General features: G+C 59.1%; 15 protein-coding genes. 12 read left to right on the top strand and 3 right to left on the bottom strand.

Annotated elements, in window-relative coordinates:
• Window positions 1–44: 44 nt before the first annotated feature.
• From ACFFT4_RS13725 to ACFFT4_RS13705, 5 genes are read left to right on the top strand one after another with little or no spacing between them, the layout of a single operon-like run.
• Window positions 45–2,042, top strand: a complete 1,998-nt coding sequence (locus tag ACFFT4_RS13725; RefSeq protein WP_378048487.1) for a chemotaxis protein CheA — start codon at window positions 45–47, stop codon at window positions 2,040–2,042.
• Window positions 2,043–2,057: 15 nt separating this feature from the next.
• A complete protein-coding gene (locus ACFFT4_RS13720; protein ID WP_378048485.1) occupies window positions 2,058–2,546 on the top strand; it encodes a chemotaxis protein CheW in 489 nt (162 codons plus the stop codon).
• Window positions 2,543–4,264 carry a methyl-accepting chemotaxis protein gene (locus ACFFT4_RS13715; RefSeq protein ID WP_378048484.1) on the top strand — a complete coding sequence of 574 codons (1,722 nt, stop codon included), beginning with the start codon at window positions 2,543–2,545 and terminating at the stop codon, window positions 4,262–4,264. Before ACFFT4_RS13720 ends, ACFFT4_RS13715 begins: the two co-directional genes overlap by 4 nt.
• 4 nt (window positions 4,265–4,268) lie before the next feature.
• Window positions 4,269–5,084, top strand: a complete 816-nt coding sequence (locus ACFFT4_RS13710) for a CheR family methyltransferase (RefSeq protein ID WP_378048482.1) — start codon at window positions 4,269–4,271, stop codon at window positions 5,082–5,084.
• Window positions 5,085–5,116: 32 nt separating this feature from the next.
• Window positions 5,117–6,136: a protein-glutamate methylesterase/protein-glutamine glutaminase gene (locus tag ACFFT4_RS13705; RefSeq protein ID WP_378048480.1), complete on the top strand. Its 1,020-nt coding sequence runs from the start codon at window positions 5,117–5,119 to the stop codon at window positions 6,134–6,136.
• 5 nt (window positions 6,137–6,141) lie between these two features.
• Here the strand turns inward: ACFFT4_RS13705 and ACFFT4_RS13700 are convergent, their stop codons facing one another.
• A complete protein-coding gene (locus tag ACFFT4_RS13700; protein ID WP_378048478.1) occupies window positions 6,142–6,825 on the bottom strand; it encodes a response regulator transcription factor in 684 nt (227 codons plus the stop codon).
• Between the two features lie 168 nt (window positions 6,826–6,993).
• Between ACFFT4_RS13700 and ACFFT4_RS13695 the strand changes: the two genes are divergently transcribed.
• Window positions 6,994–7,701 carry a response regulator gene (locus tag ACFFT4_RS13695; RefSeq protein ID WP_378048477.1) on the top strand — a complete coding sequence of 236 codons (708 nt, stop codon included), beginning with the start codon at window positions 6,994–6,996 and terminating at the stop codon, window positions 7,699–7,701.
• Here ACFFT4_RS13695 and ACFFT4_RS13690 read toward each other — a convergent pair.
• Window positions 7,692–8,483: a response regulator gene (locus ACFFT4_RS13690; protein WP_378048476.1), complete on the bottom strand. Its 792-nt coding sequence runs from the start codon at window positions 8,481–8,483 to the stop codon at window positions 7,692–7,694. The two genes, ACFFT4_RS13695 and ACFFT4_RS13690, sit on opposite strands and share 10 nt — an antisense overlap.
• 32 nt (window positions 8,484–8,515) lie before the next feature.
• On the opposite strand from ACFFT4_RS13690, the gene ACFFT4_RS13685 reads away from it, so the two are divergent.
• Window positions 8,516–10,921, top strand: coding sequence for a sensor histidine kinase (locus tag ACFFT4_RS13685; RefSeq protein ID WP_378048474.1), 2,406 nt, complete (start codon window positions 8,516–8,518; stop codon window positions 10,919–10,921).
• 9 nt (window positions 10,922–10,930) lie between these two features.
• Here the strand turns inward: ACFFT4_RS13685 and ACFFT4_RS13680 are convergent, their stop codons facing one another.
• The gene (locus tag ACFFT4_RS13680; RefSeq protein ID WP_378048473.1) at window positions 10,931–11,668 is read right to left on the bottom strand and encodes an AAA family ATPase; all 738 of its coding nucleotides are present in this window, start codon (window positions 11,666–11,668) and stop codon (window positions 10,931–10,933) included.
• 200 nt (window positions 11,669–11,868) lie between these two features.
• On the opposite strand from ACFFT4_RS13680, the gene ACFFT4_RS13675 reads away from it, so the two are divergent.
• Genes ACFFT4_RS13675 through ACFFT4_RS13655 form a run of 5 tightly spaced genes read left to right on the top strand, consistent with a single transcriptional unit; the run spans window position 11,869 to window position 19,738 of the window.
• A complete protein-coding gene (locus tag ACFFT4_RS13675; RefSeq protein ID WP_378048471.1) occupies window positions 11,869–13,311 on the top strand; it encodes an SWIM zinc finger family protein in 1,443 nt (480 codons plus the stop codon).
• A gap of 21 nt (window positions 13,312–13,332) precedes the next feature.
• Window positions 13,333–15,120, top strand: coding sequence for a HEAT repeat domain-containing protein (locus tag ACFFT4_RS13670; RefSeq protein ID WP_378048469.1), 1,788 nt, complete (start codon window positions 13,333–13,335; stop codon window positions 15,118–15,120).
• Window positions 15,096–16,187, top strand: a complete 1,092-nt coding sequence (locus ACFFT4_RS13665; RefSeq protein WP_378048467.1) for an ATP-binding protein — start codon at window positions 15,096–15,098, stop codon at window positions 16,185–16,187. Before ACFFT4_RS13670 ends, ACFFT4_RS13665 begins: the two co-directional genes overlap by 25 nt.
• Window positions 16,145–18,505, top strand: coding sequence for a DUF5682 family protein (locus ACFFT4_RS13660; RefSeq protein ID WP_378048465.1), 2,361 nt, complete (start codon window positions 16,145–16,147; stop codon window positions 18,503–18,505). The genes ACFFT4_RS13665 and ACFFT4_RS13660 overlap by 43 nt, the downstream gene beginning before the upstream one ends.
• Before the next feature lie 3 nt (window positions 18,506–18,508).
• The gene (locus ACFFT4_RS13655; RefSeq protein ID WP_378048463.1) at window positions 18,509–19,738 is read left to right on the top strand and encodes a VWA domain-containing protein; all 1,230 of its coding nucleotides are present in this window, start codon (window positions 18,509–18,511) and stop codon (window positions 19,736–19,738) included.
• Window positions 19,739–19,849: the final 111 nt, after the last annotated feature.

Below are 19,849 nucleotides of genomic sequence, written 5' to 3'. Positions count from 1 at the left end.
GAAAACAGGAAAGGGAATCGCCGCGAACGCGAGGAGGAATATTCGTGAGTGATCAGAGCATCCATGACGGAATGCTGGAGATGTACTTGTTCGAGACGTCGCAGCAGATCGAATTGCTGGAGACGATCATTCTGGAAAGCGAAAAATCGAGCGCTTTGCCGATGAATACGGTCAATGAAATATTCAGAATCATGCATACGATCAAAGGCTCGTCCGCCATGATGCTGTTCGGAAATATCGCCGCTCTGGCGCATCATATCGAGGACCTCTTTGCTCTGATTCGGTCCAAGAACGGAATGGCCCTGGATAACGTCAGGATGTCCGATCTTCTGCTGGAGTGTATCGATTTCCTGAAGATCGAGCTCGAGAAAATAAAGAACGGCGATCAACCGGACGGCGACTGCTCCCGGCTCGCGGCGCAGATCGGGCAATGGATCGACGGCTTGCGCGGCGAAGATGGCGCCGGCGCGGCGCCCGCAAGGTCCGCGAACGAACCGAAGGGCGCCAGCGTATACGAGGCCGTGCTGTTCTATAAAGACGGCTGCGAGATGGAAAATGTGCGCGCCATCGCCCTGGTGCGCAATCTGAAAGAAATTTGCGAAAAGGTATCCCACGTGCCGGAAAACCTGGAGGATCACGAGTCCAGCACGCAGCGGATCAGAGAACGGGGCCTGCAGCTTGTGCTGACCACGGAGAAGGCCTACGAGGAAATCTACGATGCGTTCATGAGGACAAGCCATGTCGAGGATTTCGAGCTGAAGAGCAAGGAAGCTCCGGACGGCGCGGAGCCTTCGTCCGGGCCCGATCCGGCGTCGAATCGGCCGGAGGCTGCGGAGCACGGCTCGCTGCTTCAGCACAGCATGCTGAGCGTACATGTCCACAAGCTGGACAGGCTAATGGATTTGGTCGGAGAGATGGTCATTGCCGAGGCGATGGTTACGCAAAATCCCGACATCGCCGGGCTTGAACTGGAAAGCTTCCAGAAGGCGTCGAGACAGCTGCGCAAGATTACCGGGGAAATACAGGATATGGTCATGTCGATCCGCATGGTGCCGATCGCTTCCACCTTCCAGAAGATGCAGCGCATCGTGCGCGATATGAGCCGTAAGCTGGGGAAGGAAATCCAGCTGCGGATTTCCGGCGAAGAGACGGAAGTGGACAAGAACATCATCGAGCATATCGCGGACCCGCTGATGCACCTGGTGCGCAACGCGCTGGATCACGGCATCGAGACGGGAGAGGAACGGGCCGCGAAGGGGAAGCCCTTTGCCGGCACGCTGTCCCTGGAAGCGAAGACGGCGGGGAGCGAGGTGCAGATCGTCGTCAGGGACGACGGGAAAGGCCTCGACAAAGCCCGCATCCTGCGGAAGGCGGCGGAGAAGGACCTGCTGCACAAGGCGGGAAGCGAGATGAGCGACAAAGAAATTTACAACTTGATTTTCCTGCCGGGATTTTCGACGCAGGAAACCATCTCCGAGTATTCCGGCAGAGGCGTCGGAATGGATGTCGTCACCAAAAACTTGAACGCGATCCGCGGGGCCGTGTCCGTCGAGAGCGCGATAGACGCCGGCACGGCGATTACGCTGAAAATTCCCCTTACGCTGGCGATCATCGACGGCATGAATATCAAGGTCGGAGAGGCCTGCTACACGCTGCCGACGATAGCGATCCGCGAGTCGTTCAGACCGGCCGAGCAGGACATTATTATCGATCCCGACGGCAACGAAGTAATTGTCGTCCGCGGAAGATGCTTGCCTATTCTGCGTCTTCACGAACGATACCGCGTGGCTACGGACGTCAAGACGATGTCCGAGGGCATTCTGATTATTCTGGAGGAGGACGAACGCGCCATGTGCGTGTTCGCGGACAGCTTGCTCGGGCAGCAGCAGGTCGTCGTGAAGGCCCTTCCGGATTACATCAAGAACACGCGCAGCATTCACGGCTTGGCGGGCTGCACGCTGCTGGGCGACGGAAGCATCAGTCTGATCCTCGATGTCGAGGGGCTGATGAACGATTGGCAGCCGGAACCGGTACATACCTAGAGAGGAGCAACGAGAATGGATGCGACGGAATGGATGGACGCTTCGCAGGAGGATACGCAGAAAGGGAAGTATTTGACCTTCTCCCTGGGCCAGGAATATTACGCGATCGAAATCAAGTACGTGACCGAGATTATCGGATTGCAGCCGATTTCCGAAGTGCCGGAGCTGCCGGATTACATTAAAGGCATCATCAACTTAAGAGGCAAGATCATTCCCGTCATGGACGTCAGGCTCAGATTCAAGAAGCCGTCGGTCGGCTATAACGACCGAACGTGCGTCATCGTCATCGAAATCTCGCGGATCTCGATCGGATTGATCGTCGATCTCGTATCGGAGGTTATGGAGATTCCGGACTCCGAGATCGTCCCGCCGCCGGAAGTGAACCAGACGGGCAACAAGTACATTATGGGGATCGGCAAGGTGAACCACGAAGTGAAGCTGCTGCTGGACTGCGAAAAGCTGATTAACGACAAGGATATCGAACAATTGGAGGAATCGAGATGAGGAAAGCGTTCGGCAATCTGAATGTTGGCGTGAAGTTGATCTCCGGCTTTGTACTGGTTGCCCTGATTGCGGGGATTGTCGGCGTTGTCGGCATTCTCAATTTGAATAAAATCAATAAGAATTACACGGATCTGTATATCAATTACGGGATCGCCAGCAGCGATATCGGCAAGATTTCCACCCTGTATCAACGTTCGCGCGTCAACCTTCGGGATATTCTGCTGGAGGACGGCAGCTCGGACAGAGGCAAGTATGCCGACAATATCAAAGCCATTAACGAAGAGATCCCGACGCTCCTGTCCAAATTCGAAAAAACGCTGATGTCCGATCAAGCCAAGGCGACGTTCGCTTCGCTGAAGGCGAATATGGACGAGTACACGCCGATAGAAGAGAAAATCCTCGGTCTGGCTTTGTCCAATCAGGGGGATCAAGCCTTCGACCTGCTGGAAGATTCGACCGAAATCGCGCTGCTCATCAACGATCAGATTCAGACGCTATTCGATATGAAGGTCGCCGACGGACAACGCGAATCGGAGGCCAATACGCAAACGACGAACAGCACGGTCACGATTATGCTGGTCATTGTCGTCATCGCGATGATCGTCGCCGTACTGCTCGGAATCGTCATCTCCCGAATGATCAGCAATCCGGTGAAGAAGCTGGTAGGGGCCGCCAACCGGCTCGCGGAAGGCGATCTGGACGTCGAGATCGAAGCCGCAACGACGGACGAGGTGGGTGTATTGTCGGCCGCGTTCAAGAAGATGGCGAATAACATTAACGACGTCATGGGCAACATCGCCTCCGCGGCCGAGCAGGTGACGGCCGGCGCGAAGCAGGTGTCGGATTCGAGCGTCGCTCTGTCGCAAGGGGCAACCGAGCAGGCGAGCTCCGTGGAGCAGCTGACCGCTTCGCTGGAGGAAATATCCGCGCAGACGACGCAGAACGCGGGCAGTGCGAATCAGGCGAACCAGCTTGCCGAGAGCGCCAAGAAGAACGCCGTGCAAGGGAACGAGCAAATGAAGGAAATGCTCAAGGCGATGGACGAGATCAACGAAGCGTCCAACAATATTTCCCGAATCATTAAAGTGATCGACGAGATCGCGTTCCAGACGAATATTTTGGCGCTTAACGCGGCGGTGGAAGCGGCGAGAGCCGGGCAGCACGGCAAAGGCTTTGCCGTTGTCGCGGAAGAGGTTCGCAATTTGGCGGCTCGCTCGGCCAACGCGGCGAAAGAAACGACGGCGATGATCGAGGGCTCGATCAGGAAAGTGGAAGGCGGCACGAGGATCGCGAACGAGACGGCCGCGGCGCTGAATCAGATCGTCGACGGCGTTGCGCAGGTGGCGACTCTCGTGCACGAGATCGCTACGGCCTCGAACGAGCAGGCCATTGGCATCTCGCAGGTGAATCAAGGCATCATCCAGGTTTCGTCGGTCGTGCAGACGAATTCGGCGACCTCGGAGGAGAGCGCGGCGGCCAGCGAGGAGCTGTCCGGTCAGGCGATAATGCTTAAGGAGCAGGTGTCCCGCTTCAGGCTGAGAAGGCAGCTTCATGCCCACGGAGCCGCAGACCTGGAGGCGCTTAGCCCGGAGATGATCCGAGTGCTGGAGAATATGAAGAGCCTGAGGGGAAGAAGCTCTCCGGGCGAAAGCTACGAAGAATCGGCCGTTCCCAAATATCGCATTCAATTGAGCGATCAAGAGTTCGGCAAATATTGAGAGCATGATTACGATATCGGACCAGGAATTCAAACGAATCGCCGATTTTATTCATTCGCACTACGGCATTCATCTGAAGGACGAGAAGCGGGCGCTGGTGACCGGGAGGCTGTACCCCGTTCTGACGAAGCTCGGCATGACCAGCTTCTCGGAGTATTTTAATTACCTCGTCGGCGACCGGACCGGGGAAGCCGTGGCGACGCTGGTGGACAAGATGACGACCAATCATACGTTTTTCATGAGAGAAACGGCGCATTTCGATTACTTTCGCGATTACGTCCTTCCCTTCCTGGAGCACGTGTGCAAAGATCGCGATTTGCGAATTTGGTCCGCCGCCTGCTCCTCCGGCGAAGAGCCCTATACGCTGGCGATGATTATGGACGAATATTTCGGAAACGAGCGGGCGTTATGGGACACCAGGGTGCTGGCGACGGACATCTCGAACGCGATATTGGATGCGGCGAAGGAAGGAATCTACGGCAGCGACAAGATCGCTCCGCTGCCCGACAGCTGGAAAACGCGGTATTTCAACCGGTACGATTCGAATCAGTTCGTGCTCGTCGACCGTATTCGCAATCAAGTCATCTATCGCAAATACAACTTGATGGACAAGGGATGCCCTTTCAAGAGGAAGTTTCACGTCATTTTCTGCCGCAACGTCATGATCTACTTCGACAATGCGACGAAGGAGGAGCTTGTCGACCGTCTGTATGAGATGACGGAATACGGCGGGTATTTGTTCATCGGGCAATCCGAATCGTTAAACCGCGATTCCACCCGGTTTAAGTACGTCATGCCCGCCGTATATCGCAAGCTATAATAACGGCTCTTGGAGCAGACGAGGTGAGCCGATTGCGCGCTGACGCACCGATTAAAATACTGATTGTGGACGATTCGCCCGTATTCCGCGAGCTGCTTGCCCGGGCGCTGGCGCTGGATCCGTCCATCGTTGTCGTCGCTTCCGCGGCCGACCCGTTCGAGGCGCGGGACCAGATTCTGAAGCACAGGCCCGACGCCATGACGTGCGACGTCGAGATGCCTGGAATGAACGGCATTGAATTCCTGCGAAGGCTGCTGCCGCAATATCCGATTCCGGTCGTTGTCGTGAGTTCCGTGAGCGAAGCGGTGTTCGATGCGTTGGCCGCCGGGGCGGTGGATTTCGTCGCCAAGCCGAATATGGCGTCTCCCCAGGCGCTGCCGCGCTTTATTCAAGAGCTGATCATCAAAGTCAAAATCGCCGCGAAATCGAAGGTGGCGCCGCAGGAGCCGTCCGCCCCCGGAGCGCCGGGGGCGACCGGGACGGAAGCGGGCCCCGCCAAGCTGATTGCGATCGGGGCCTCGACGGGGGGAACCGAGGCGATCTTCCATATTCTGAGCAACCTGCCCGTCTCCGTACCCGGGATTGTGATCGCCCAGCACATTCCCCCCGTTTTCTCGAGAATGTTCGCGGAACGCCTTCATCAGCAGACGCAGCTAACGGTCAAGGAAGCGCGGACGGGAGACGAGGTGAGGGCGGGATGCGCGTACGTCGCGCCCGGCGACAAGCATATGCGGGTGAAGCGGTCGGGACATACGTTCAGGTTGGAATGCGCGGAAGGGGAGAAAGTAAACGGACATTGCCCGTCCGTGGATATTTTGTTCGAGTCGGTCGCGAGGGAGGCGGGCGGAAGCGCGATCGGCGTCATCCTGACGGGCATGGGCTACGACGGGGCCAAAGGGCTGCTCGCGATGCGGCGGAAGGGGGCGAGAACGTTCGGACAAGACGAGCGGTCGTCCGTCGTGTACGGCATGCCCAAGGTGGCTTACGATATCGGCGCCGTCCAAAGGCAGCTTCCGCTGCGGGAAATTCCGCGGCTGCTCGGCTCCCTCTGACGCGGTCAGCCTACGAATTTATAGCCGGCGCCCCATACGGTTTTGATGAAGCGGCGTTCGGGATCCATCTTCAGACGAATATTTTTCAGATGAACGGTTACGGTATTAAGATCCCCGATTTCATTAAAGCCCCAGATGGCTTCGTAGATTTGCTCGCGGCTTAATACCCGATTTTTGTTCTCGACCAGGTAGACGAGAATTTGGAACTCCTTCGTAGACAGCGTAATTTTCAGATCGTCGATCGCGACCTCGTATGTATCTTTATTAATCGTTAATTGTCCCGATCGAAGAAGGGAACGACTCTCGGCCTCCTTCTTCTTTCGCGTCTCCCGGCGAAGATGCGACTTGACGCGCGCGATCACCTCGTCCACGCTGAACGGCTTCGTAATATAGTCGTCCGCGCCAAGCTCCAAGCCGATAATAATATCGATCTCGCGATCTTTGGCGCTCAGGAAGATGAGGGGGACGGAGATTTCGTCGCGAATTCTTCTACAAACATGAAGACCGTTCAGATCCGGCATGACAATATCCAATAAAATAAGGGACAACTCGGGATCCTTCGCTTTCATGATCGCGTCGTTGCCGTTTAACGCATAGGTGGTCAGATAGCCCTCCGATTCGAGCGCTTTTCTTAATAAGAGGATAATGTCCATGTCATCGTCTGCAATCAGAATCTTATGTTTGTGCATGGCTATTTCTCCTTCATGATTATGAAATTATTTTACCATAATTATTCTCATTTTAGTAAGAATGATGTTGGTTTGTGTCGAATGAGGCATCTGGCTGCCGAGGGGAAAACGAGGGCTCCGAAACCCGATTTTCGCAACAAGAGAAAGCTAGGAAAGCAGTGAGAACAGATGAAACTGCTCTACCCGGAACAATTGGACATTTTGATCGCGGAGGACGGGCGGGACAATCAATTGCTCCTGCAGCTGTTCTTGAAGGAATACCCTTGCCGGATCGATTTTGCCGAGAACGGCGAAGAAGCGGTTCGGATGTACGCCCGCAAAAGCTACGATGTCGTATTGATGGATATGGTCATGCCCGTCAGAGACGGCTATTTGGCCACCCGGGATATTCGCCGAATCGAGAAAGACCAGCACAGGGAGCCCGCCCATATCGTTGCGCTTACGGCTCATACGCGCAAGGAGCAGATTCTCAGATGCGAGCGGGCCGGCTGCAATCATTTTCTGCACAAGCCGTTCTCCCATCAGAAGCTGTGGGAGCTGCTGAACCGGATTCGGGTCGAGCCCGTTCATCTTGTTCTTCTAAAGGAGGATTTGAAGGAGCTGATTCCCGGCTACATCGATAACCGTTATCTGGACCTGCACCAGATTTCCGTCTCTCTTGAGCTGGGAGATTATGAGCGGATCGGACTGATCGGTCATCGCATGAAGGGGAGCGGCAGCGGGTACGGCATGGATGCCGTCAGCCGACTGGGCCAGAAAATAGCGGAGGCGGCGGCATTCGAGCAGGCGGCGATTATCGCGGAGGCCGTTCAAGAGCTTGCGGCGTACTTGGACCAGGTAAGAATCGTTTATTTGGGCGATATCGATCAAGTTTGAGCGCGGACCCAGTCCGCCATCTCTCTGGAAGCGAGCTCCAGGCTGGTCTCGATTCGACGGAGGTGCTCCGGAAGGTCGAGCGCTCGGCCGCGCTGAATCGACCGCTCCAACCGGTCGCATAATTCGGCAACCTGCCAGGCGCCGTAATTCAAGGCTGCGCCTTTTAAGCTGTGCGCGCTTTCGGCCATTCCGACGACGTTTCCTTCCAGCCATTGCAGACGAAGCTTGGCGACAAGCTCCCGGCTCTGAGAGACGTATACGCGAAACAGGTCGAGAAGCTCCGAAAGGCGAGGTTGAATCGAACGCAGCAGATCCAATCTGTCCAGGTCCATGATCCGGATCGATTCGTCAGGCCGATGAAGCCGCAAGGGATCGTTTGTCGCCGCCTCCAGCTTTTCCGTTCGCCGCTGGCCCCAATCGTTCAATTTCTCCTCCAGCTCCTTGATGATAATCGGCTTGCTTAAATAATCGTCCATTCCCGCTCCCAGGCATCGCTCTCTGTCTCCTTTCATGGCATTTGCCGTCATGGCGATAATGACGGGCCGCTCCGCGGTCTCGTAAGCCGCCAAAATCCGTCGGGTCGTCTCCAGGCCGTCCAATTGCGGCATATGAACGTCCATCAGCACGAAATCGAAGCGTCCCCGCTTCAGCGATTGGAGCACTTCAAGGCCGTTATGCGCGGTTTCGGGCAGATGCTTCAGCTTGATCAGAATTTTATGAATCAGCTTCAAATTGACCGCATTGTCTTCTGCAATGAGAATCCGATAGGATTTTCCGGACACAGGCATTCATTCTCCTTAGTGTGGGGGTTAGTATGAAAAAAACCTCATTGTTTCAATGGGTATGGAAAACGATTTCCAAAACGCTGTTGGTGCCGCTCCTGATACTCGGATTTCTGTGCATGCTTCTGTTCTTCCTGGCGAACGAATGGACCCGGCAGCAAAATATTCATCTGGACCGCGTCGATATGACCCTCAGCTTGCTGGGGCAGGCGCTTAACGAAGCGGATATGATCGATAAGCAGCTGCTGAGCACGACGCAGGTTGCGGAAATATATAGGGAACAGACCGCCAAAGCGTTGCAAAGCCCCGCTCCGGACGAGACGGCGTACCTTGAACGGCTGCAGCTGTCGGTCCAGGGCGATTATCAGGTCTATACGGATCGCGCCGAGGGGGGAGCGGCCATCTATATTCCGGCGGATTCCCCGATGACGGAAGAGAAGCTTAAGAAAGTATTTCGGCTGTTGACCCTGGAAGGTTTAATGGAAAATCTGAAAGCCGTGTATCCTTCCATCGGAGAGATGTACTTCAATTCCCAGGATTCCATCAGCATGATCTATCCGGGCGCGGACGGATTCGATCCGACCGCCATGCCCGACTTTGCGAGACAAGTCCGAAGCTTCCAGGGGTCGGCCTCCGCGTTAGCGCCGGACACGGGCATCAAGTGGACAAGCCCGCGCATGGCTTCCGCCGGCAACGGATGGACGGTGTCCAGAGTCGCTCCGGTGTACGACGGCAATCTGCTGGAAGGGGTCGTCGGCGTCGATATCGTGATCGGGAGCTTCGTGAACCCCGTCGTGAATCTCGCGGTGCCCTGGAAAGGCTTCGGGGTGCTGATCGATAACGAGGGCATGATCCTGTCCATGTCCCCTCGCGAAGAGACGTTGTTGGGCTTGAAGCAATTCATCGGTCAGGATACGGGGATCGGAAACTCGGTGCAAGGCGTTATCCAGACTACCTTATCCGGCAAAGACCATGTCGTAGCCTGGTCGACGCTGCCGGATACCGGCTGGAAACTTATTCTGTTCACCCCAGTCGCAGGCATTGCGAAAAACGCGAACGAAGTCAGCGATCAAGTCTCCAGCGTCGGAATTTGGATGCTGGGGATTGTGGTCGTGTTTTATATTCTGGTCATTGCGATCTTCTACAAGCTGCTGCAGACCATGACGACGGAAATTGTCAAGCCGTTGATCCATATGAAGAGGATGGCGCTGGAGATCAGCAACGGAAACTACGTGCAGCGGTACCCGTCGTATTCGATTCGGGAATTGCAGGATACGTCCGTACAGATCGTGAAGATGGGAGAGCAGCTGCGGCATACGATGGGACAGCTGGAATCGGTCCGCACCGAAACGGAAGCGGCCAAAAACAATTTGACCTCCATCGTGCAATCACTGGATGATGTTGTCATTATTTTGAACGAGGACGGGATCATCGTCAATATTTGGTCGAACGAGGCCTGCAATCTGGCGGCTCCCCCCGAGCGGATGATCGGTTTGCCGTTTGCCCGTTTCGTGGAAGCGCGCCTGGTCGAGGAGTATCGGGGAGTGCTGCGCCAGGTATTCGAGAGCGGCAAGCCGGCGCAGGCCGAATACCGGGTCGAGACGGTGCAGGGCTGGCGCTGGAGGCTGGGAAGGCTGGCGCCGATCCGGGACGGCGACGGCATCGTGCGGACGGTGTCCGTCTTCTCCAAGGATATTACGGAGAGCAAGGAGCTGGAAGCGTCGCTCGTCAAGGCGAAGGAGGAAGCGGAGCTGGCCAGCAAGGCGAAATCGGAGTTTCTGTCCAACATGAGCCATCAGCTGAGAACGCCGATGAACGCGATTCTCGGATTTGCGCAATTGCTGGAATACGAAGAGTTGAACGAGGACCAAGCGGAGAACGTCGTGGAAATTTTGAAGGCGGGCCATCACCTGCTCGCGTTGATCAACGATGTGCTGGACTTGTCGCGAATCGAAGCCGGCGTCATTCATCTGGACATGGAATTAACCCCCGTGCTGACCGTAGTGGAGGATTGCCTGGGCATGATCGAGCCGATGGCTGCGGATAAGGGAATTACGCTGCAGCATCGGGTTTCCGCGGATGTGACCGGGCTGGAGGTGACCCTCGACCGGAAGAGATTAAAGGATATTTTGCTTAACCTGCTCTCCAATGCGGTTAAATACAACAAGGCGAAGGGCGGCGTCTCGATTCATTACGAGCAGGCGAACCGCCGGCTGAAAATCCATATTTCCGATACCGGCTACGGCATCGCGCCCGACAAGCTGGAGAAAATCTTCGATTCCTTCTATAGAATCAAGGAGGTTCCCGTGAACGAAGAAGGAACGGGGATCGGTCTGCCGATCGCCCGGCGGCTGATCGAGCAGATGGGCGGCTCCATCGAGGTGGAGAGCGCGGTCGGTACGGGCAGCCGCTTCAGCGTCGTGATTCCGCTGGATTGACGGGGCGGCTCAGTCGTCGCCGAACAAGTCGCGGAACACGGCTTTGCGGTTTTCGAGGAATCTTCTCGTCAGCTGATAATGCGGCGTATCTTCGTAGGCGATGCCGGCGATCGGAGCTTCGTCGAACGAATAGATGCGCGCGTCCGGAAAGCCGAGCAGAATCGGCGAGTGCGTGGCGATCACGAACTGGGCGCTCGAGCGCATTCCGTGGAGGATCGAGAGCAGGTTCAGCTGGCGCGCGGGCGACAAGGCGGCCTCGGGCTCGTCCAGCAAATAGATCGCCTGCTTGCCGAAGCGGCTGCGGAACAGGCTCAGGAACGATTCGCCGTGCGATTGCTCGTGCAGCGACTTTCCTCCGTAGGAGGCGTAGATCTGCTCGCGATACTGGGGCTGCTCCCTGACTTCCCGGTCCAAGTGGCTGGCAAAGTCGAAGAACGATTCCGCGCGCAGGAAGAAGCCGCTGCGCACCTTCGGCAGCCAGGAAAGGCGGATATAAGGGCCGAAGGCGGCCTCGCTGCTTTCCAGCTCGTAAGCCTGGTTGATGCCCCCGCCTCCCGTATGAAAGCCGCACTGCCAGGCGATCGCTTCGAGTAGCGTGGACTTGCCGGAGCCGTTTTCCCCGACGAAAAACGTGACCGGCGCGTCGAAGCGCAGCCTCTCGGTTGCGCGGAGCGCGGGAACGGAGAACGGATAGCCGCCCCGGGCCGGGAAGCGATCCTGCAGGATCGTGACTTCTTTCAGGTACATCGGACGCAGTCTCCTCACGAAATAAGGCTTTTTACTTATTGAACGATTCTATTCTCCCAAAGTTGCGAATCTATATAAGTTGCGACCATCTTCCCAACTTTCCCGCACGGAGAGGAAATCTCCGTGGCGATCGGGAAGTAACTTATTGAAGGACGACTATGATCATGCGAGTGACTACGACAATGCGGGGGATCGATCCTATGAATCAGTTAACCGAGTCCTATGTGGACAGTCTCGCGCTTAACGCCGCCGCCATCAAGAACGGCAAGGAGCTGGCGAGAAAAAACAGCTTTCAGCAGCTCGGCCGCGCCGAGGACGGCACGCTGCTGTTCGGAGAATGCAAGGGAAGCGGCAAGGAGCCTTACCGCTGCTCGGCGGACTTCGTCAATCCCGAAAGTCCGGTGTTTCGCTGCTCGTGTCCGAGCCGGCAGTTTCCCTGCAAGCATCTGCTCGGCCTGATGTACGCTTACGTCTCCGGATCGCCGTTCGCCGTCGCCGAGGTGCCGCAGGACATTGCGGACAAACGGGAGAAGGCCGAAAAGCGCGAGAAGAAAAAACGCGAAGCGGCGAACGTCGAAGGAACCGCGCCGGCCAAGCGCAAAACGAACAAATCCGCGCTTGTCAAGAAGACGGCCGCGCAGCTGGAAGGGCTGGAGATCGCCGAGAAGCTGCTCCGCAGCCTCGTCCAGTCGGGCCTCGGAAGCGCGGACAAGAAAACGATCAAGCTGCTGTCCGAGCAGTGCAAGCAGCTCGGCAATTATTACATACCGGGCATCCAGATCGCATTCCGCGGACTGCTGTCCGAATTGGACGGCGGCGGGGAGCGCGAGACGATGTATACCCGGGCGGCGTCGCGCATGACGCTGCTGCATTCCCTGCTGAAGAAAAGCCGGGAGCATTTAACCGCGCGGCTGGAAAATCCCGATCTGCCGCTGGACGTCGACTCCCCGCTGGAGGAAAAGATCGGCCATGCCTGGCAGATCGCCGAGCTGCGTGAGCGCGGGCTGGCGCTTGGCGATACGCGGCTGCTGCAGCTCGCTTTCCGCTCGTTCGAAGATCCGGCGCGGGGCGAATACGTCGACGAAGGCTACTGGATCGAGCTCGCGACCGGACGCATCCGCGTTACCCGCACTTATCGGCCGTTTCGCGCCGCCAAGCATATTCGGGAAGAGGACTCCGTATTCGACGTCGTGCATACCGGTGAGCTGCTCGTGTATCCGGGCGAGCTGAACGCCCGGGTGCGCTGGGAGACGCAGACGTTCGAGCGGCCGGACGCGCCGGCTTACGATTCGGCGCTGTCCGCGGCGATGCGTTCGTTCCCCGAAGCGATCAAGCAGGTGAAAAACCAGATCAAAAACCCGCTGTCCGACAAGCATCCGGTTCTGCTGCTGGCGTTCAAGGAAATCGCCGTCGACGGGGAAGGCCGGTACGCGCTGGTCGACGAACAAGAGAACAAGCTTCCGCTGGCGGATATCGCTTATCTGGAGCAGCCGACGACACATCTGCTGCCGCTTCTGCATCGGCGCGACGTCAAGGGCCAGGCGCTGCTGGCGATGTTCGGGCACGACGCGGAGAGCGGCAGGCTGAGCGCGCAGCCGCTCAGCGTTGTGACGGACAGAGCCGTCGTTCGTTTGCTGTACTAGCTTGCAAGGGAGGACCGGAGAATGAGCATAGAGACGCTGCATGAACTGGACAGAGAGACAAGAAGATTATTCATCGCCGGGAGCAAGCTGGCCCGCGGCGATCTGAGATTGACGAAGCTGCTGCCCGCCGTCAAGAAGCTGGGGGAGGCTTCGCCCGTATTTGCGCGGGTCGCGCAGGCCGTTGAGCTGACGCTGGAAGCCGGGCAGGACGAAGCGGATATCCGTTTGCTCGACCTGTCGGCGCTGCTGCAATCGATTCTGCTCACCCAAGGGCGGACGGACGTTCCGGGAGAGACCGCTGCGCTGGAAGGCGCGGATACTTTCGATTACGCCATGCAGCCCTATCGCAAGCTGAAGCCGGTGATCGAGGCGCTGACCGTGAAGGGCCAAGGAAGAATGGAGGTCATTCGCCAGGCCTGCGAGGAAGGCTCGGTTCATGACTATCGGCTGGTGCTCCCCGCGGTGGCCGCGCTGGACGACAGCTACGCGGAAATTCCCGAGGTCGTCGAGGAGAAAATCATGCCCGGATTCGGGCAGGCCGCCCTCCCGGCGCTGCTCGCCGCCTTCCGCCCGGAGGGCGGCAAAGGGGACTCGCGCCGGCTTCGCCTTATTCACGGGCTGCAGGGGGAGGCGGCGAAGCCGCTGCTGCTCCGAACCGCTGAGGAAGGCTCGCCGGAGGTGCGGGCAACGGCGGTCGAGCTGCTCGGAAGCTATGCCGACCAGGAAAGCTTTCTGCTCGCTCAGGCGGGCGAGAAGCGCAAGGAGATTCGCCGCGCGGCGCTGCTGGCGCTGGCGAATATAGGCACGCCGGCGGCATCCGAACGAATCTACAAGGCGCTCGTCTCCAAGGACCGCGAGCTTGCCGTAGAACCGCTCCGAATATCCGCGGACGCCGATTTGATTCGCCGCGCCATTGCGTATGCAAGAACGGTGAGCGGCGAGCTGGCGGAGGAAGAGCCGAAAAAGGAGGAGGCGTGGGCTCCGGTGCAGGCCGTGCTCGATGCGCTCGGAGACCGGAGGTTCCCCGAAGCGACGGAGCTGCTCAAGGAGCTGTTCTCCAGCCCGCTGTTTGTCGCCCATGCGCCGTATTGGCTGCAGCGGACGGCGGGAGAGCGTCTTAAGGCGGACGACGGACAGGACGCCCGGAGCTTTGCCGTGGCGCTCGCGGACAACAATCGGGGGCGGTATTTGGAGATCAGCCTGTATGCCGCCATGCGCAGCCTGCCTCCCGCGGAGGTGTACGATCGCTTCTCGAAATATAAGCTGACGGGGAAAAGAAAAGCGCTGGCGGAAAGCCTGCAGATGCTGCTGCCGACGATCGCGGATCGCCTGATGCGCGAGGAGCCGGAGGAGCCGATTCCCGCGTTGGATCCGCGCTGGCTGGCGCTGTTCGTCGAGCAGGACGAACCGGAGGTCGTGACGAGGCTGGCCGACGAATTCGACAAGCGGACGGAGAAGTATTTGCTGGAGAAATGCGAAGCGAAGCCGGATTTCACCGAAGATGTCATTATTCATGCTCTGCTGGCTCTGTTCAACATCGGCAGCAAGCAGGCGCCGGATACGCTGATGCATGTATTGGAGGCCGGAAAGAGACGCACGATCTATTACTTGTATCCGCAGCAGCGTCTGCTGCTCGGACTGCTCCCGGGCTCTTACGCGGATAAGCTTGAGCAGCATGCCGAGAAGCTTCATTATCCGAGCGTGCGGGAGCAGGTGCAGGAGATTGTGCAAGAGCTGAGAGGAAAGCCGGAGGAAGTCTCCGGCGGCGGGAAGGGGATTATCGAATGGATCAAGCAGCGAATGTCTTAAGATTATCTGCGGAGAGGCTTTACGCCCACGAGCTTGAGGCGCTGGCCGCTGCCGACACGGGAGCCAGGCCGCCGGGGTGGAGGCTGTCTCCGCGCGCGGTGCTGACGTTCATTACGGGCGGCGAAGCGGGCGGCGTACCGATCCGGCCGAAATATATCGGCAACAAGCGGCTTGTCGAGATGGCGATCGCCACCTTGCTGACCGATCGGGCGCTGCTGCTGATCGGCGAGCCGGGTACGGCCAAGTCGTGGCTGTCGGAAAATTTGACCGCCGCCATCTACGGCGACTCGTCCAAGGTAATACAAGGAACGGCGGGCACGAGCGAGGAGCATGTTCGCTATTCCTGGAACTACGCGATGCTGCTGGCGCAGGGGCCTTCCGACCAGGCGCTGATCAAGAGCCCGATTTATCGGGCGATGGAGGACGGCGGCATTGCGAGGTTCGAGGAAATTTCCCGCTGCGCCTCGGAGGTGCAGGACGCGCTGATCTCCATTTTGTCGGAGAAAACGATCTCGATCCCCGAGCTCGGTCGCGAGCTGTCCGCTTCCAAAGGCTTCTCCGTCATCGCGACCGCCAACACGCGGGACCGCGGCGTCAACGAGATGTCGGCGGCGCTGAAGCGCCGGTTCAACATTATTGTTCTGCCGGCGCCTTCCAGCATCGAGACCGAGGTCGACATCGTCAACCGCCGCGTCGCCGAGATCGCCGCCAGCTACGAGCTGCAGGCCGCGCTTCCCGACGAGGAGGCGGTGCGCAAGGTGGTCACGATTTTCCGCGAGCTGCGCGGCGGCGCGACGCTCGACAACAAGGAGAAGCTGAAGCCGCCGAGCGGCGTCATTTCGACGGCGGAGGCGATCTCGCTGCTTACCGGAAGCATGGCGCTGGCCGCCAGCTTCGGCACGGGGGAGATTGCGGACGAGGACATCGCCGCTTGCCTGCAGGGGGCGGTCGTCAAGGACGAGGAGAAGGACCGGCTCGTCTGGAAGGAGTATCTCGACAATGTGATGAAAAAGCGGGGATCGGAATGGCGCAGCCTGTACAACGCTTGCAAGGAGCTGAACGGTTGAACGGGGAGCAGGTGCGCGTCTTCGGCGTCAGACACCTGTCCCCGGCGGGCGCTTATCACCTGCGGTCGTACCTCGACGAGATCAAGCCGACCGCCGTGCTGGTCGAGGGGCCGAGCGACGCGAACGCGTTTATCGGCCAACTGACCAAAGGCGGCGTAAAGCCGCCCGTCGCTTTGCTGGCGTATACCGACAGCCTTCCGGTGCGTACGCTGCTTTTTCCGCTTGCGGCCTATTCTCCCGAGTATCAGGCTTTCGTCTGGGCGAACAAGCGCGGCGTGCCGTGCGAGTTCATTGATCTGCCGACGGACCGGTCGCTGGCGCTGCTCGGATTGCGGGAAAAAGGCGGCGAGGACGACGCGGCGGAGGACGCAGCGGAGAAGCGCAGGGCGTATGCGGGCTGGCAGCATTCGCTGTACGAATCTATCGCCGAGCTGGCGGATGAGCCCGATTACGAGGCTTACTGGGAGCGCCACTACGAGCATGCCGGAAGCCAGGGAGCTTATCGTCAGGCGATTCATGCCTTTTCGGCGAGCATGCGCGAGCTGACGGAGGCGGAGGAGCGGGAGTCCGCGCCGCAGGAGCTGGCCTATAACGAGCTGCGCGAAGCGTTCATGCGCCGCCGGATTCGCGAAGTGATGGCGGCCGGACACGAGCCGGACCGCATCGTGGTTATCGTCGGCGCGCATCACGCTTCGGCGGTCGACCTGTCGCTTCCGGCGATGACGGACGCGGAGCTTGCCAAGCTGCCGTCCGTGCCGACAAGCCTGACGCTGATGCCCTACACGTATTACAAGCTGTCCTCGCATTCCGGCTACGGAGCGGGCAATCAGGCGCCCGCTTATTACCAGTTGTTCTGGGAGTGTCTGAACGGGGGCAAGTCGGAGGAGCTGCCGACGATCTATATGACCCGTCTGGCGACGCTGCTGCGCGAAGCGGGAACGTACCGTTCGACGGCCTCGGTTATCGAAGCGGTGCGGATGTCCGAGGCGCTGGCTTCCTTAAAGGGAGGCAGCAGGCCGACCTGGAAGGATCTGCGCGACGCCGCGGTCGTCTGCCTGGGCAACGGGGATTATGCGGTCGTCGCGGAGGCGCTCGCGCGGATCGACGTCGGAACGGAGATCGGCAAGCTGCCCGAAGGGGTCAGCCAGACGCCGATTCAGGACGATCTGAACCGCGAGCTGAAGCGGCTGAAGCTGGAAAAGTACAAAAGCGCCGTCGCGCAGGATTTGGACTTGGACCTGCGCGAGAATCGCCGGGTGAAGTCCGAGGATGCGGCGTTCCTGGACCTGAACCGCTCGGTGCTGCTTCACCGGCTTGAGGTTCTCGGCATCGGGTTTGCGCGCAAGCAGGCGGTCCGCCAGGAGTCGGCCTCCTGGGCGGAGCGCTGGGCGCTGCAGTGGACGCCGGAGGCCGAAATTCAGGCGGTCGAGTCGACGCTGAAGGGCGAGACGATTCAAATTGCGGCGGCTTACGTCATTCATGAGCGGCTGCAGCAATGCGAGAATTTGGCCGAGGCGGCCAAGCTGATTCGCGTATCTTGCGAGTGCCGGCTAGTCGAGGCGATGGCCGAGTCGACGCGGACCCTGCAGGAGCTGGCGGCGGAAGCCGGCAACTTCGAGCAGATCGCGGGCGCGGCGTTCGAGCTGTCCGCGCTCGTCCGTTACGGCTCGGTTCGCCGTCTGGAGACGGAATCGCTGGTGCCGCTGCTGAAGCAGCTGTTTCTCCGGGGCGCCTTGCTGCTGGTGGATTCGGCGAATTGCAACGACGATGCGGCGAGAGGCATGGCCGCGGCGATTCAGCAGCTGCATGCGGTCGCGCAGGAGCATTACGAGGAAGTGGACGAAGCGCTGTGGCGGGCGCGGCTGCGCGAGCTGGCCACGCGGGACGACCGCAACCCCAAGCTGTCCGGCTTCGCCTTCGCCATCCTGCTGGAGCGGGACGAAATCTCCGCGGACGAATGCTCGCAGGAGGTGTCGCGCCGTCTGTCCCCGGGCGTTCCCGCCGATCTGGGAGCCGGCTGGTTCGAAGGGCTGTCGATGCGCAACCGCTACGCGCTGCTGTCTCGAGCCGCCCTGTGGGAGCAGTTGGATCTGTACGTTCAGTCGCTGGAGGACGAACCGTTTTACCGTTCCCTGGTGTTCCTGCGCAGGGCGTTCGCGGACTTCGAGCCGCGGGAACGGGCCGCTGTGACCGAGCTGCTGGGAGACCTGTGGGGAGCGGGAGCGGAACAAACGAGCGAGGAGCTGCTGCAGCCGCTCGGTGAAGAGGAGAAGAAGAAGCTGGATGAACTCAACGAATTCGATTTTGGAGATTTGTAGCCTATGAGCGATCTCGATCGAGAGAAGCTGAAGCGCTGGCGGCTCATTCTCGGAGCGGCGGCGGAGGAGAAGCTGGAGGCGATGGGCGCCTCCGGGCCCGGCGGCCTGCTGGACCCCGAGGATCTGCTGAGAGACGAGGCGCTGGCGGCGATCTATGACGATACCGGGAAGGACGGAGCGGCCGGAGGCAGCGGCGGGAACGCGAGCGGATCTTCCTCGCGGTCCGCCGGGCTCGGCAAGTCGTCTCCGCGTCTGGCCAAGTGGCTGGGAGACGTCCGCTCGCTGTTTCCGTCCGACATCGTGTCGGTCATTCAGTCGGACGCCATCGAGCGCAAAGGGCTGAACCAGCTGCTGTTCGAGCCGGAGCTGCTGTCCAAGGTCAAGCCGGACATTCAGATGGTGGCGACGCTGCTTGCGCTGAAGGGACAAATTCCCGAGAAGGGCAAGGAAGCCGCGCGGCAGTTGGTGAAGACGGTGGTTGAAGACATCCTGAGACGGCTGGAGCAGGAGATGAGGCGGGCCGTCACCGGGGCGCTGAACCGGCGGCAGCATTCTCCCCTGCCTTCGGCCAGCGGGCTGGATTGGAAAACGACGATCCGCAAAAACTTGAAAAACTACGACAGTGAAAGAGGGCTGCTGATCCCCGACAGAGTGTTCTTCTATGATCGCGCCCGCAGAAGCAAGGAATGGACGGTTATTCTCGACATCGACCAGAGCGGCTCGATGGCGGGCTCCGTCATCTACGCTTCGATCGTTGGCTCCATCTTCGCGAGCATGCCCTCGCTCGATACCCGCGTCGTCGTGTTCGACACCGAGGTTGTCGATCTGACGGAGCAGTGCGCAGAAGATCCGGTCGATATGCTGTTCGGCGTGCAGCTCGGGGGCGGGACGGACATCAACAAGTCGCTCGCTTATTGCGAAGCCTTCATTCGCGAGCCGAAGAAGACGCTGTTCCTTCTCGTGTCGGATCTGTACGAGGGGGGCAACCAGGCGGAGATGATCCGGCGCCTGGGCGAGATGCGGCAGGCCGGCGTGCAGGCGATCTGTCTGCTCGCGCTGTCCGACGACGGCGTGCCTTCCTATGACGAGGGAATCGCCAAGAGATTAGCCAAGCTCGGCATCCCCTGCTTCGGCTGCTCCCCGGACCGGCTGCCGGAGCTGATCGAGGGAGCGCTGAAGGGCATGGACCTGGCGCAGCTGGCGGACAGAATCGCGGCTGAGCGCAAGGGATAACGTCGGAGCGTTAAAAATCCCACCGACAAAGCGGAGGGGCTGTCTCATCAGCAGAGTTGCTTGAAATGATCGATAGATAAAGTAGGGGGATGTATCTCCTGGAGAATGCCT

It is taken from the genome of Cohnella cellulosilytica (genome assembly GCF_042431195.1).
Classification (GTDB): Bacteria; Bacillota; Bacilli; order Paenibacillales; family Paenibacillaceae; genus Cohnella; species Cohnella cellulosilytica.
This window is presented reverse-complemented; position numbering and strand designations above follow the sequence as displayed.

Bases quoted from the DNA above. Each gene is read 5' to 3' on its own strand.
- ACFFT4_RS13660 (WP_378048465.1), top strand. From the start codon at position 16,145: ATGGCGCAGCCTGTACAACGCTTGCAAGGAGCTGAACGGTTGAACGGG.
- ACFFT4_RS13700 (WP_378048478.1), bottom strand. From the start codon at position 6,825: ATGCACAAACATAAGATTCTGATTGCAGACGATGACATGGACATTATC.
- ACFFT4_RS13715 (WP_378048484.1), top strand. From the start codon at position 2,543: ATGAGGAAAGCGTTCGGCAATCTGAATGTTGGCGTGAAGTTGATCTCC.
- ACFFT4_RS13675 (WP_378048471.1), top strand. From the start codon at position 11,869: ATGAATCAGTTAACCGAGTCCTATGTGGACAGTCTCGCGCTTAACGCC.
- ACFFT4_RS13655 (WP_378048463.1), top strand. From the start codon at position 18,509: ATGAGCGATCTCGATCGAGAGAAGCTGAAGCGCTGGCGGCTCATTCTC.
- ACFFT4_RS13670 (WP_378048469.1), top strand. From the start codon at position 13,333: ATGAGCATAGAGACGCTGCATGAACTGGACAGAGAGACAAGAAGATTA.
- ACFFT4_RS13720 (WP_378048485.1), top strand. From the start codon at position 2,058: ATGGATGCGACGGAATGGATGGACGCTTCGCAGGAGGATACGCAGAAA.
- ACFFT4_RS13710 (WP_378048482.1), top strand. From the start codon at position 4,269: ATGATTACGATATCGGACCAGGAATTCAAACGAATCGCCGATTTTATT.
- ACFFT4_RS13680 (WP_378048473.1), bottom strand. From the start codon at position 11,668: ATGTACCTGAAAGAAGTCACGATCCTGCAGGATCGCTTCCCGGCCCGG.
- ACFFT4_RS13685 (WP_378048474.1), top strand. From the start codon at position 8,516: ATGAAAAAAACCTCATTGTTTCAATGGGTATGGAAAACGATTTCCAAA.
- ACFFT4_RS13695 (WP_378048477.1), top strand. From the start codon at position 6,994: ATGAAACTGCTCTACCCGGAACAATTGGACATTTTGATCGCGGAGGAC.
- ACFFT4_RS13665 (WP_378048467.1), top strand. From the start codon at position 15,096: ATGGATCAAGCAGCGAATGTCTTAAGATTATCTGCGGAGAGGCTTTAC.